Here is a 13,980-nt window from a genome sequence, read left to right on the forward strand (position 1 = left end):
AATATACAATAAAAGGATGGAGAGAAAGGGGAGAAAGACATGTTACGATTTGATCATCTCGTTCACACAGTTCATGGTACACCGGAGGAAGCGGCAAAACAAATGCAGGAACTTGGATTTCATACTGTATTAGGCGGAGAGCATACGAATTGGGGTACTTGGAATAGTTTAAGTTATTTTGATTTATCATATATAGAATTTTTAGCAGTTCAACATGAAGAAAAAGCGAAAGAAGCAGAAAACCCATTAGTACAAGAAACAGTGGTGAAACTACAAAATGGAGAAGGAATGCTACAAATCGCAATCCGAACAGATGCAATTGAGGAGCTAGTAGTTAACTTTAAGAAGCACGGTTTACATACGATAGGGCCATTTGAAGGGAAACGCATGAGAAAAGATGGCCGGCTTTTAGAATGGAAAATGTTATTTGTTAAGCAAGAAGAGAACGAACTGAAATTACCTTTCTTTATACAGTGGAATGAAACGGACGAAGAAAGAAGAAACGATTTACGTAACATTGGAACGATTACGGAACATAAAAACAAAGTACAACAAATTGAAACAATCCATTATGCAGTGAAAAACGTTCGAGAAACGGTGCGGAAATGGAAAGAAGTAATGGGACTATCTACAAGCTCAGTTGTGAAAAATGAAAAATGGAATGCTGAGTGTCAAAGTGTAGTGTTTGGAGATATTCATGTACAGTTTTGTGAACCGATTGAAGAAGGGCTAGTGCTAGAACATTTGAATAAGAATGGCGAAAATCCATTTGCAGTAGAGTTTACAGGTGGAAATAAACGAGAGCATGAAGTGCTAGGTAGTTTGTACATATATTAATAGAGGTGAATGTTGTGGAAGAAATGCTTAGAGAGATAGAGAGAAAACTAGAATGGCCTCGTATTGCAAAGTGTACAGCTATTTCAAAAGGTTTTTCACATGAAGAGAAGTATAAAATTGAATTAAAGAATCAAGAAACTTATTTTGTAAAAATATGTGATGCTGTTCATTTTGAACGTAAACAAGAAGAATATACGTATATGCAACAATTAGAGTCATTACATATTCCAACACCCAAGTTAATTCATTTCATAATACTTGAGAAATTAAATAAATGTGTTCAAGTATTTGAATGGACCCGAGGTATAAATGGTGAAGAAGGTTTAACGAAGCTAACGGTGGAAGAACAGTATAATGCAGGAAGAAAAGCGGGGGAAGTATTAAAGAGGATTCACTCAATTGAAAGAGAAAGTGCAAGTAATAAATGGGAAACATCTAGATGGAATAAATACGAAAGATACATAGAGGCACTAGCAGATTACGAGGTGAATTTTCTGGATTTGAAGCCAGTATTAACCTTTGTAGAGAATCATAAAGATTTATTGAAAAATCGTCCAATAAGATTTTTACATGATGACTTCCATCCAGCAAATAGTATGATTCATAATAAGGAGTTTATCGTTATTGATTTTGGTGGATATGATTTTGGCGATCCAATACACGATTTTTATAATGTAGCGATTTTTACTACAAGAATAAGTAAACCATTTGCGGTTGGACAAGTTCACGGTTATTGCGGAGGCGAACCATCGCTTCATTTTTGGAAACTGTATTCGTTATATGCAGCAATGACATTCCCAGCTGATATCGTATGGACGAACCGAAGTACGCCGCATTTAGTAGATGATATGAAGGAAAGATTAAACGGAATTTTAGAAGAGCATAATCATTTTTCATCTTATATTCCAAAATGGTATCAATCACAACATGTAGATATAATAAATAATAAATAACGGAGGGATTCATATGGATAAAATAGCGATAATTTCAGATATACATGGTAATATTCCAGCTTTAGAATCTGTGCTACAAGACATTAAATTAAGAGGAATCGAGCGCATTATTTGTCTTGGAGATTTAGTAGGAAAAGGACCTCATTCCAGTGAAGCAATTGAAATCATTCGTAAAGAATGTGAAGTAGTCGTAATGGGAAACTGGGATGATTTTATTACAAAGCCGACTGAATTTGAAGCATTAAAATGGCATCAAAAACAATTATCAGAAGAACAAAACGACTATTTAAGAAGTTTACCATTTTCAATCGAATTTTTTATGAGCGGCAAACTCATTCGTATGTTCCACGCTTCACCGAGAAGTTTGTATGAAAGAATTCAACCACACGCTTCAAGAGAAGAGCGTATTAGTATGTTCGAAAATAGTGATTTGACTGAAAATATAGAAGGGGAAAGAAAACCAGATGTCGTTTGTTACGGTGATGTTCACCAAGCGTTCGTTCAAAATTTCAGAGGGAAAACGTTATGTAATGCTGGTAGCGTAGGAAACCCACTTGAAATAACACAAGCTTCCTATTTAATATTTGAAGGGACTTACAATGAAAAAGAAGCAGAAAGTTTTTCTATCCAACTCGTACGAGTACCGTATGATATTGAATTAGCTATCAGACTAGCAGAAGAACTCGAAATGCCAGAAATTGCAGAATACAAACAAGAATTACGGACTGCACTGTATCGAGGATTTAAGGGGAAATAAGGAGAAATATAAATCAATATTTGTTGTTTATAATTATGTTATGTAGACTAATTACAGGGGAGATATTAGATGGATAAAAAAGAGAATCCGAACGATTGGCCTGTATGGGCGAATGAGTCAGTAGAGATAGTTAGTGCAAATCCTGATTGGCAAGATAAAGGCCGATGTGAAGAACAGCAACTATATGAACTGCTTGCTCCTCTCGGTATAAGCAAAGTAATACATATAGGAAGTACATCCATACCTGATTTACCTGCAAAACCTATCATTGATCTAATGGCTGAAATAGACTCATTTGAAAGAGTACTAGATATTTCAGCTACATTGGCCATATATAATTGGCATTATGTAAGCCCAGAATTAGATGAAAGACCTTGGAGAAGGTTCTTTGTGAAAGTTAAGAATAATAGGCGTGTAGCTCACCTGCATTTGATGGTTAAAGGAACTGAGCGATGGGAGCAACAACTTTTATTTCGCAACCACTTACGAGAAAATCCACAATTAGTTTATGAGTATTCAAATCTTAAACAAGATTTAGCTAAAAAATTTAAACAAGATAGAGAAGCATACACAAAAGCTAAAACAGAATTTATTAAACAAGTTCTAAAATGATACAACCTTGGATTGTAACTATGTTTGAATACAAAAGAAAAAACAAACTTTATTTTATAACTTAAACTTACATGAAAGGCATGTAAACAAAGTGATAGACTGCGATATTTTAATGTATTTCCTTTTATTTATTAGGATAAATTATATATAATTGAATCAAGTTCATATAAGGATAGGCAATTACAGGGGATAAGGCGAAAATATGTTAAAAAACGCAAAAAGGGGACAAGAAATTTAATGAATGAAGTACTAGAATTAAAAGAAGAACTACTACAAATTAAAAATAATAATTATGCTGTACCAGAAGATGTGGATGCATATCCATATGCGCAGTGGATGTTAGATTATATCGGATCACCTGATGCTGAATTACGTGATGATTTAATTTATAGTACGCTTCACACATGGATTACAAATGATGTATTTAGACAAAAAGAATTACGAGGATTAATGCTGCAAGCAATTAGCCCTGATTATTTATTTTATAAAATTGGTGAAAAGGGAACAGACTCTGTTTTTAAACGTGCATTCTCCGTATTAATTCCACCACTTATTTTATCTGTTCATGAAAGAGAACCACTGTTATCTGAAGAACAACTGTACAGTGTGGCAGAACAAGTGCTGGAATATGTATATTTAGAAGAAGATGTAAGAGGCTACGTAGAAGAAAAAGGCTGGGCACACTCTACTGCACATGCAGCAGATGCGCTCGACGCTTTAGCACGTACAATCCAAAATCGTGAGTTCTCATATGCAATACTAGCTGCCGTTCGTCAGAAGGTACGCTTACATGACTACGTATACATTCACTTTGAGGATGAGAGATTAGTAGCACCAATTATGTCGTTACGTAACCAAAATCTTTTAACTGAAGAAGAGTGGAGCAACTGGTTACATAGTATAGCAACTGTTGAAGACATCCGACATCCGCAGCATGCTATTTTAGTACAAAATATTAGAGCTTTCTTAAGAAGTTTATATTTTAGAGTTTTAGAGACAGAGGGTAATACAGCCTTTACAGATGATGTATTGGAGACTTTGAAAGGATTGCGTAGATATTAAAATAATCCATAATTAGAAACAAAGAATACATGTTCATTTTGAAAAATTTATTAGAAATTTATTTTTACATTGTACCCTTTTAGTATAGGCTGAAAGGGGTGTTAAATGAAAAAGTTATTAAAGTCAGTGAAAATAATATTTTTAATGTGTATTAGTATGATTTTCTTTGGAACAGGCGCTGTATTTATATATCATAACTATCAATTAAAAATGGAATCGAAATTAATGAACAATGAAGGCGAACTTGTTAATTTCGAAAATAAAAAAGTGAATGTTTATAATGAGGGGAGCGGGAAGGATACGTTTGTATTTATGGCCGGATCTGGAATTGCCGCTCCTGTTTATGAATTGAAAGGCTTATATAGTAAATTTTCGAAAGAAAACAAGATTTCTGTAATTGAGAGAGCTGGTTATGGATACAGTGATGTTTTTCAAGATGATAGAGATATTGATACGATATTAGAACAAACGAGAGAAGCGCTTATTCGAAGTGGAAATAAACCACCTTACATTTTAGTACCACACTCTCTATCGGGTATTGAGGCTATTTATTGGGCACAAAAATATCCAAGTGAAGTAAAAGCGATTATTGCGTTAGATATTGGTTTACCTAAACAGTACGTAACTAATAAAATAGGTATGGTTGATTCATTAAAAATAAAAGGGATGAATATTTTAACGAAAATTGGTTTTCAGAGATTAGCTCCCTCTATTACTTATAATCCCGAAGTCATTCGTCAATCCTTTTTAAACGAACAGGAAAAAGATACTTATAAAGCGCTTACGTATAAGAGGGCTTTTAATGATGATATGAAGCAAGAACTTTTACAAAGCTACAATAACGGTAAAAAATCAAATTCTTTATCGATCCCAAAAGAAACACCTATGTTATTTATAGATGCGATTGCTAGGCAAAATAAAGATTCGAAGTATACAAAGCAAAAAAACAAAGATTATAAGGAATTTGCTAGCGAGTTATTAATAGCTGATATGAAAATAATTGAAGGTACACATAGTATTTATTTATACGCTCCTGATGAAATATACAAATTTGCTATGGATTTTATTAATAATAAAGTAGTGAAGAACTAAGTTATTATTATTTTAGCGATGAAAGGTCTACATAATGAAAGTATATAACATATTAATTGTTGAAGATGATTTGATGATAGGAGATTTATTACAAAAAATTTTGCAGCACGAGAAGTATAATGTGTATTGGGAGAAAGAAGGAAAGCAAGTTCTTGATGTAATTCATGAGATAGATTTAGTCATAATGGATGTTATGTTACCAGGCGAAGATGGTTATCAAATTACAAAGAAAATAAAAAATTTAGGATTAAATATTCCAATTATATTTCTATCAGCTCGGAATGATATGGATAGTAAATTAAAAGGTTTGATTATTGGAGAAGAATACATGATAAAACCTTTTGATCCTAGAGAGTTGCTATTAAGGATTCAGAAAATGTTAGCTAATCGATATGGTACTTTTACGCAAATTAAACATTTATTTATAGATGCAGAATACAAAAGAGTTCTAATTTATGGTTTGCGTGATGAAGTTGCTTTTACTGCGATTGAGCGTAAAATATTCTTCTATTTATATGAAAATAGAGATAGAATTTTATCGAAAGAACATTTCTATGATTACCTATGGCAACTCGAAGATAGAAATCAAAATATCATGAACGTACATATAAAGAAAATTAGGACCAAAATTGATGATAAAACAGGTGATATTATACAGAACATATATGGAGAAGGGTATAGACTAAATACCTACATGAAGAAATGAACTTAAAGAAAAAATATCAGTTACTACTATTCTCCGCTATTATTAGCGTACCACTGTTATTGTTGTCGATTAGTATCTTTGTATCAGTTATTTATAATGTTGTCTTTAAAACTAAAAATAAGAACATCCCTTTTCACGAATCCTATGCATATCCTACTATGTTAATCATATTTTTATTATCACTATTAGTATTAGCTTTTGTATTTTCAAAGTCGATTAACACCGTATTAAACAAAATTAATATATTAAATCAAACAATTCGAGATTTAGCTAGTGATAAAAAAATCCCTAATATAATAGATGTTAAAAGCGATGATGAAATGGGAGAACTGATTAAATCAGTAAACTTGCTTATAGAAAGAACAACTTATCGAGAATTGGAACTAGAGCAACAGGAACAAATAAAAAAGGAACTATTAAATAAATTACGGCATGATATTAATACACCCTTAACAGCGGTCAGATTACAATTATATTATTTAGAAGGTGAGTACAAGGAACAAGTACCAGTAATTGAATCACTTTATGATCAGATACAATATATAAGTGATTTAACTAACGAATTTAATATTCAATCTACAGAAACCTTAGAGAATACTTATATTGTGCATGATGAAGTGAATATACACAATTTAATAGAAAATATGATTAAAAAATGGAGCTATTTGTATAGCATTCATAAAATTGAATTAGTATATAATCCACAAGATAAAGAGTTGATATGGAATAGTAATGAGTTATGGATTCAAAGGCTATTTGATAATATTTTTCAAAATGTCCTTAAACATTCAGAAGCTAAAAAACTCAAAATCATTATAGATGAAGATGTTGTTTCTTTTAGAGATAATGGGATTGGGTTTGATATAAATAGTAAAGGAACGGGACTTGGTTTGAAAAATATTGAAGATATATCAAAGATGTTCGATATAAAATACACTTTACAATCAAATAGTGAGGGGACAATGTTTTCATTTGAAAATACTAAAGTTTAGAGCAAATTACATAAAATCAACATCTCCCAACCATACTAATAAAATGTGTTGGAGGTGAGTTTTATGGACAAAAAAGACTTTGAAAAAGTGTATAATGATTATTTACATCAAGGAGAAGAGCAAGCTCAATTTGAAATAGCTCAGGAAGTTACTTCAGGAGCAGAACAAATTGTTGCCGTTCGTAAAAATGATGATGGAGATTTAATAGCGTTTAAAACAAGTAGCGGGAGAGAGTTAGATTATATGACTGCTCTTAATGAAGCAAAATCAGGGAAGTTAGCTCATGTGGACGTATTTCATAAGTATGGCAGAGATATTATACGTAGTGAACCGGATGGAATAAAAGAAAATAACTTAGATAATTTACCTTCATTTTAAACGGGTAAACCTCAAGAAGAGAATGTTCATTACGATATTCTCTTCTTTGTTTTGCGAAGTTTTCCTAGCAAATAGACGATTCATTTTTAAAGTGAGATCATACTTTTAAAGAGTGCTCTAAATTTCTCTTTATCTTCTGCTGTAAATGGTTTCGGTCCCTTTGTACGTTTACCACTTTTTCGAACCATTGCACTTAAATATCGTGTTTGTAACAATTGTTCAATGTTATCATTCGTATACTTATAGCCTTTATGATGAAGAACGATACAGCCTTTTGCTAAAGCGAGCGAAGCAAGACCGTAATCTTGTGTTACGATTAAATCTTCTTTTTTTGCTAACTGCATAATTCGGTAATCTGCAGCATCTGCTCCAGAATCAACATAAATGGTTTCGACACCTTTTGGCTGCTCTGCATTAGAATAATGTGAAAAACTAGTAACGAGGGTAACAGGAATTTCCACATTCGTAGCCTCAAAAATAATCACATCTTTTACAGGACAAGCATCTGCATCAACGTAAATCTTCATTTTATCACTCCTATAAATAGGTTCGAGTTGATAATAATGGTAGATTTAGGTTTTGTCAAACGAGAAAGCTTTATTTAAAGTTATTTTCACATACCAAAATAGCCTCGCGTAAACGAGAAATACCTTCCGCAATTTGATCAATATCCACTTTTCCATAAGATAAACGTATATAACCATCTTTCGCACCGAAAATACTACCTGGCATAAAAGCAATTTCTTGTTTTAAACTTTGCATAATGAGTTGTTTTTCGTTTATAGGTTCTTTTAATTTCCCCCAAATGTATATACCACCAGTAGGGTTTGAAAAAGAGATTTTATCATGAAGTTGCTCGTTTAGGGCACGAACGATAACGTCTCTTTTTTCTGCTAATTGTTTTCGTAACGGTACGATATGAGACTGAAATGGTACGGTTTCGAAAAATTGCTGCATAAGCCACTGCGGGAAAATACTCATTCCTAATTCCATTTGGTGCCGTGCGTCTGACAATCGCTCTACGACAGACTGTGGGGCGACAAGCCAACCGACTCGTAATCCTGGCGCAATCATTTTTGATAAAGAATGTACATAAATGACAGTTCCGTTTTCATCTATTGATTTCAAAGTAGGACAAGGTTGTTTCTTTTCTAGCGTCAGCAAACTAGAGGGATCATCTTCAACGATTGCAATTCGTAAATCTGCGCAAAGTGATAATAGTTTTTTTCTACGGTTTGGATGAAGCATCGTCCCCGTAGGATTTTGGAAGTTTGGATTTAAAAAGATCATTTTAATACGGTGTTTTCTATATAACTCCTGTACATCATTTGGATTAATACCATGTTCATCGACAGGTAACGGGAAAATACGAATACCTGCTGATTGGAATAACGGCAAGGAATAACAGTGTGAAGGACTTTCGAAAGCAACGGCATCACCTGGATTTAATAAACATTGCACGATAAGGTGAAGTGCTTGCTGTGCGCCAGATGTAATCATAATGGATTGTTCAGTAGCCTCAACTTTTAAATATTCCTTCATATATTTTACGACCGCTTGTCTTAGCGGGAGATAGCCTTGCGGATGATCGTAACTTAATGAATGCGTTAACGGTTGTTCACGTAAAATCGCTTGTAGTTGATCGTGGGGATAAAGATTACAACCGAGCTCTCCGTTTGCAAAATCAATAATATTTTCATTTTGTTGTACTTCTGCCCGAATATGGCGAAGTAGTGGTAAGTTTGGTAAAAAAGTACCACCTTCTACGAAATTTCTCCAGTTCGGCGTTAATGTTGGAGAAACACCCCACATATGTGTACTCACTCGTGTTCCTTTACCAGTCGTACTCTCTACAATTCCCATAGCACGTAGTTCATTATAAGCAGTCGTTACTGTACTTCTGTTTACATTTAACTGCGTAGCTAATTTCCGTTCTGAAGGGAGGAAGCTTCCTGGAGGAAGTTCTCCATATGTAATACGTTTTTCAATAAAGTCAACAACTTGCTGATAAATAGGGATTTTACTGTCACTATCTAGTTTCCATTCCATAAAAAACGCCTCCGTATCTCTTATATACATCAAGTATAGCAAATTGGCTGGGTAAAAAAACAGCCAATTGGACGGTGTTATATCCAGCCAATTTTACTATGCTAAATAGGGAAGGGGAGATTCGGATGAAACGATGGCAAATGGAATGGCTCCTAGTATCAGTTGCATTAGTATGGGGAGCAAATTATACAATAGGAAAGTATGGAGTGGCATTTATGTCATCCATTCAATTTAATAGTTTACGATTTTTAGTAGCATCACCGGTATTATTACTTATCACTTTTATGATGGAACGCTCATTACGTATTGAAAGAAAAGATTGGTTACGATTAGTAGCAGTCGGTATCGTTGGTACAACAATGTATCAAACGATGTTTATGCTATCTGTGAAATATACTTCAGCAACAAACGCCTCATTATTAATTGCAATGTCACCTATTTTTACAGGGATATTAGCAGTATTACACAAACAAGAACGTTTTTCGATGAAAGTACAAATTGGTTCAATAGTGGCCTTTGTTGGTGCAGCATTCGTTTTATTAACAGGGCATACAGGAGGAGCTACTTACGAATATGCGTGGCTCGGAAACATAATTGGATTAGTCGCAGCGATTGCGTGGGGATGGTACCCAATATTAGCGCAACCTCTTATAACAAAATATTCCGCAATGAGAGTCACATCTTGGTCAACTTTAATTGGAATTGTACCTCTCGTTGTATATTGTTTATTCAACGTAAATACATTAACGTGGCCAGTAGACATGCCAAGCTGGGGGTCTCTAGCATATTCAATCGTCTTCGCGACAATCTTCGGACTTGCAATGTGGTATGTCGGTATTAGTAAAATAGGCTCAACGAAAGTAATGGTTTATATGTATCTTGTACCATTGTTCGCAGTTATCTTCGCGGCAGTAACTATCGGAGAGCAAATCAACATGATGCAACTCGTTGGCGGACTTATAATCTTTATCGGTTTATATGTTGTAAAAAAGGGTGGAATTCAAAAGCCAGCTCTCAATTTGAAAAAAGTAAGTTAACAATAAAAAGGATCTCTTTCATATAGAAGGAGATCCTTTTGGTTTTTGTAATAAAAGCGCTTGTTCAACAGCCCATTTTTGATGATCATGAATGAGAAGCTCTACAGCAAGTAAAGGAGACATCCACCGCAAAACATGATCTTCCTCACAGTTTTCAGTTTGTGTCTGCACCATGTTCGCAATATAAAAGAACCCATCGTTTAAATAATAAGTATCTTCTTTTTCCGCATAAAAATATCGCATTGCATTACCGATATATTGATTAATTTCAATTACCCATCCTAATTCCTCTAGTAGTTCACGATGTAAGCATTCATCTTTTGTTTCGGTACCTTCCATACCGCCACCAGGTAAAAAATAACGGTCTTCTTTTTGGATAATAGCAATGTTTGAAGAAGTTGAGTTAAAAATAATTGCATAACAACTAGGCCGTAATACATATTGCTCAGTAGGCTTTTTATAACCAAAAATAAGTTTAGATATCATAAAACACGTCACCTCTCTATAAAATACACAAAAGGAATAATAAGGTAAAAATAGAATTGTATAAGTATAATCTTACGAGACTGGAGTGATAACAAAATGATAAATCGAAAGTGTTCGCGCTGTAAAGAAATTACAGGTACATTGCACGGTGGTAAAAAAATTAAGGAAGAATTTCTATGTGAGGACTGTTTACAAAAAGGAATTGCGAGTGAAGAAATCGAATTATCACAAGTGGAAGAAAAACAAACTTCATATCTTTCTATAAAAATATTAAAAATAATGAGTGTGATTTATTTAATAGGATCAATTTTAATGGCTTTTTCAACTGGTCCATTTATACATAATCTTGGGTTTGATGAAATATCTATTTCGGGATCGGAATTAGGTTTAATAAGTATTGTTATGCTAGGTTCTATATTTCAGTCAGTTCTCGTATTTTGCGGGATATGGGTATTCATCCTATTAGTAGAAACAGTCATTAAAATTTATGAAAAAATGAAGTGAGTGAGAGGGAGAAACATATGCGAGTAAGAAACATCCAAGGGGAAGATTATGCAAAGATTCATTCTGTTTTAAATGATTGGTGGGGCGGGAGAGACATGGCTGCCATGTTGCCAAAATTGTTCTTCATTCACTTTCAAGAAACGAGTTTTATTATTGAAGAAGAGGGAGAAACGTTAGGTTTCTTATGCGGATTCTTCTCACAAACGCATAAAGAGGAAGCGTACGTTCATTTTATCGGTGTCAATCCGAAGTATAGAAGAAGAGGAATTGCATCGACATTGTATTCGTATTTCTTTGATGTCGCTCGTGCAAACAATCGTAAAGTTATAAAAGCAATCACGTCACCGGTTAATAAAAAATCGATACAGTTTCATAGGGAGATTGGCTTTCAAATTGAAGCTGGAGATGATGAGATAGAAGGTGTATCGGTACATACAAATTATGATGGGAATGGCGGTAGTAGAGTTTTATTTTTGAAACATGTGTAAAAGTAGGCTAGCGTGAAGTTAGCCTTTTTGTTGTGAGGAGGTATTAGTATGGAAAATAAACAAAGCAGAAATGAGTATGTAAGACGCATACATACAGTTCAAGATTATATAGAATCAAACATAGACAGTTTACTATCCATTGAAGAGCTAGCGGATATAGCAGGATTTTCAAAGTTTCATTTTCATCGAATTTTTAAAGGAATAGTAGACGAGCCGTTATCACGATATGTAAATCGATTGAAGTTAGAAAGGGCAACAAACCTTCTTACATATCGATTGGATATGACGATTACGGATATCGCTTACCATTTTGGTTTCACAGATTCAGCAGTTTTCTCCCGTACATTTAAAAATTATTACGGAGTAAGTCCGTCTCAATATCGAAATCACAATAGCAAGAATTGCAAAGACGTAAGGGGAATTCCTCAATACAATGAATGTAAGAAGGTTCGAGGAAATGTTGAAATTGTAACAGCGGACGATATAAACGTCGCATACATAAGACATATCGGTACATATGAAGAGTTAACGCTAGCTTTTCCAAACATGATAGAGAAATTATTTCATTACGCAGCAGAGGAAAACTATCATGTATTTGAGGATACGAAAGTATTAACCATTTACCACGATCATCATGAATTTACTGAGGACTATCATTTAAGAACAAGTCTATGTGTAACAATTTCAGATGAATCCACAGTAGAAACGAACGACGTTGGAATAATGGTAATACCTTCTGGAAAATATGCAGTAGGACATTTTGAAATATTCCAAGATGAATATAAAGGAGCATGGGATTTCTTATACGGTGAATGGCTGCCAAATAGCGGATATAAACCGAGAGACTCGTATCCTTTTGAAGTATATAGAAATGATCCAAAGCAGCATCCAAAGCATAAACATTTAGTTGATATATATGTACCTATCGAACCTTTTTAATTATTGGTTAAAGGGGAAGGAATAATGAAAACTGCTGAAAAGTTAGATCAGATTATAAAAGAAGAATATGAAAATATGAATGGTATGTTAGTAGTGCAGAAAGGTAATGTTATTTTTGAAAAATATTATAACGGTTACGGTCCAGATGATGCATTTCACATAGCGTCAGTCACAAAAACGATAATCTCTGCGCTAATTGGGATATGTATAGATAAGGGCTATATAAAAAGCGTTGATCAAAGAGTAATAGAATTTTTCCCGGAATATAACGTTAATTCATCTGAAGTAACAGTAAGCCATCTTCTAACGATGACAGCTCCACATCCATTCGTAGACTGGCAGGAACCGTTAGAAGAACTATGTACACAACAAGATTGGATACAATATACGTTAAATAGGATAGGAAGCGGCGGAGAAATTGGATCTTTTAAATATTCATCTGCAGGAGCTCATATACTATCAGCGATCATAACGAACGCAACAGGAAAAAATGCGCGTGAATTTGCGAATGAATACTTATTTCAGCCACTGGGCATAAGAGAAATTCCAAACTATAATATGAAAGCATTTGGATTTGATGACTTATTCGGAAAAGATGTGAAAGGATGGGTTCACGATCCAAATGGTATTTCGACGGGCGGCTGGGGACTAACGTTAACGGTTAGAGATATGGCGAAGTTTGCACAGATTTATTTGAATGAAGGTATTCATAATGGAAAACAAATACTATCAAAATCATGGATAAAAGAATCGACAGAAATGAACCAAAATCAATATGGTTATTTATGGTGGTTACGAGAAGAAGAGGGTGTCTATTCGTATTGTGCAATGGGTGATGGTGGGAATATGATTTGTTGTATTCCGGAGAAGGATTTGGTTATAGTAATTGCTTCTGAAATTATGCCGAATGCACGGGATAGATGGGAATTGATTGTGAAATATATTCTTCCTTGTATACAGTCAAATCAATAATGATAGCAAAAAGATGGTGTGAATTGGAGTTTCATACCATCTTTTTGTTTTATGACGGAAAGTTCAGGGGAATGTAAGAATTGTGTTAATAAATGTAAATATTAAGTTTTATCGAT

17 protein-coding genes are annotated in these 13,980 nt (G+C 33.9%); 14 read left to right on the forward strand and 3 right to left on the reverse strand.

What is annotated here, in order from left to right; translation table 11 throughout:
* Positions 1–39 precede the first annotated feature (39 nt).
* From MRP26_RS19650 to MRP26_RS19690, 9 genes are all read left to right on the forward strand, one after another.
* The gene (locus MRP26_RS19650; RefSeq protein ID WP_088022780.1) at positions 40–837 is read left to right on the forward strand and encodes a VOC family protein; all 798 of its coding nucleotides are present in this window, start codon (positions 40–42) and stop codon (positions 835–837) included.
* A 14-nt stretch (positions 838–851) separates the two neighbouring features.
* The gene (locus tag MRP26_RS19655; RefSeq protein WP_242806647.1) at positions 852–1,790 is read left to right on the forward strand and encodes an aminoglycoside phosphotransferase family protein; all 939 of its coding nucleotides are present in this window, start codon (positions 852–854) and stop codon (positions 1,788–1,790) included.
* 13 nt (positions 1,791–1,803) lie between these two features.
* A complete protein-coding gene (locus MRP26_RS19660; protein ID WP_088022776.1) occupies positions 1,804–2,547 on the forward strand; it encodes a metallophosphoesterase family protein in 744 nt (247 codons plus the stop codon).
* Positions 2,548–2,616: 69 nt separating this feature from the next.
* Entirely contained in the window at positions 2,617–3,159 is a 543-nt protein-coding gene (locus MRP26_RS19665; protein ID WP_053564111.1) for a GrpB family protein, read from the forward strand.
* A gap of 237 nt (positions 3,160–3,396) precedes the next feature.
* Positions 3,397–4,221: a DUF2785 domain-containing protein gene (locus tag MRP26_RS19670; protein WP_242806650.1), complete on the forward strand. Its 825-nt coding sequence runs from the start codon at positions 3,397–3,399 to the stop codon at positions 4,219–4,221.
* Between the two features lie 105 nt (positions 4,222–4,326).
* The gene (locus MRP26_RS19675; protein WP_242806652.1) at positions 4,327–5,313 is read left to right on the forward strand and encodes an alpha/beta fold hydrolase; all 987 of its coding nucleotides are present in this window, start codon (positions 4,327–4,329) and stop codon (positions 5,311–5,313) included.
* A 34-nt stretch (positions 5,314–5,347) separates the two neighbouring features.
* The gene (locus MRP26_RS19680; protein ID WP_053564114.1) at positions 5,348–6,019 is read left to right on the forward strand and encodes a response regulator transcription factor; all 672 of its coding nucleotides are present in this window, start codon (positions 5,348–5,350) and stop codon (positions 6,017–6,019) included.
* The gene (locus MRP26_RS19685; protein ID WP_242806654.1) at positions 6,016–7,011 is read left to right on the forward strand and encodes a sensor histidine kinase; all 996 of its coding nucleotides are present in this window, start codon (positions 6,016–6,018) and stop codon (positions 7,009–7,011) included. The genes MRP26_RS19680 and MRP26_RS19685 overlap by 4 nt, the downstream gene beginning before the upstream one ends.
* 63 nt (positions 7,012–7,074) lie before the next feature.
* Complete coding sequence (locus tag MRP26_RS19690) at positions 7,075–7,389, forward strand: DUF3892 domain-containing protein (RefSeq protein ID WP_000358159.1); 315 nt, start codon at positions 7,075–7,077, stop codon at positions 7,387–7,389.
* 86 nt (positions 7,390–7,475) lie between these two features.
* On the opposite strand, the gene MRP26_RS19695 is transcribed toward MRP26_RS19690, so the two are convergent.
* Complete coding sequence (locus MRP26_RS19695; RefSeq protein WP_000708772.1) at positions 7,476–7,916, reverse strand: YaiI/YqxD family protein; 441 nt, start codon at positions 7,914–7,916, stop codon at positions 7,476–7,478.
* 70 nt (positions 7,917–7,986) lie between these two features.
* Positions 7,987–9,438, reverse strand: coding sequence for a MocR-like pyridoxine biosynthesis transcription factor PdxR (pdxR, locus tag MRP26_RS19700; protein ID WP_053564116.1), 1,452 nt, complete (start codon positions 9,436–9,438; stop codon positions 7,987–7,989).
* A gap of 125 nt (positions 9,439–9,563) precedes the next feature.
* Between pdxR and MRP26_RS19705 the strand changes: the two genes are divergently transcribed.
* The gene (locus tag MRP26_RS19705) at positions 9,564–10,475 is read left to right on the forward strand and encodes a DMT family transporter (protein ID WP_053564117.1); all 912 of its coding nucleotides are present in this window, start codon (positions 9,564–9,566) and stop codon (positions 10,473–10,475) included.
* Positions 10,476–10,493: 18 nt separating this feature from the next.
* Here MRP26_RS19705 and MRP26_RS19710 read toward each other — a convergent pair whose 3' ends face one another.
* Entirely contained in the window at positions 10,494–10,961 is a 468-nt protein-coding gene (locus MRP26_RS19710; protein ID WP_157417912.1) for an NUDIX hydrolase, read from the reverse strand.
* A 96-nt stretch (positions 10,962–11,057) separates the two neighbouring features.
* Between MRP26_RS19710 and MRP26_RS19715 the strand changes: the two genes are divergently transcribed.
* The 4 genes from MRP26_RS19715 to MRP26_RS19730 are packed head-to-tail and all read left to right on the forward strand — an operon-like array spanning position 11,058 to position 13,864.
* On the forward strand, positions 11,058–11,465 hold the full coding sequence (locus MRP26_RS19715) for a DUF3980 domain-containing protein (RefSeq protein WP_053564119.1): 408 nt from the start codon (positions 11,058–11,060) through the stop codon (positions 11,463–11,465).
* A gap of 17 nt (positions 11,466–11,482) precedes the next feature.
* Positions 11,483–11,953, forward strand: a complete 471-nt coding sequence (locus MRP26_RS19720; protein ID WP_242806656.1) for a GNAT family N-acetyltransferase — start codon at positions 11,483–11,485, stop codon at positions 11,951–11,953.
* 48 nt (positions 11,954–12,001) lie between these two features.
* Entirely contained in the window at positions 12,002–12,892 is an 891-nt protein-coding gene (locus MRP26_RS19725; RefSeq protein WP_000428682.1) for an AraC family transcriptional regulator, read from the forward strand.
* A gap of 24 nt (positions 12,893–12,916) precedes the next feature.
* Positions 12,917–13,864 (forward strand): serine hydrolase domain-containing protein, encoded by a 948-nt coding sequence (locus MRP26_RS19730; protein WP_053564120.1) that lies wholly within the window; start codon positions 12,917–12,919, stop codon positions 13,862–13,864.
* Positions 13,865–13,980 lie beyond the last annotated feature (116 nt).

Source organism: Bacillus sp. CCB-MMP212 (assembly GCF_022748145.1).
GTDB classification, from domain to species: Bacteria; Bacillota; Bacilli; order Bacillales; family Bacillaceae_G; genus Bacillus_A; species Bacillus_A cereus.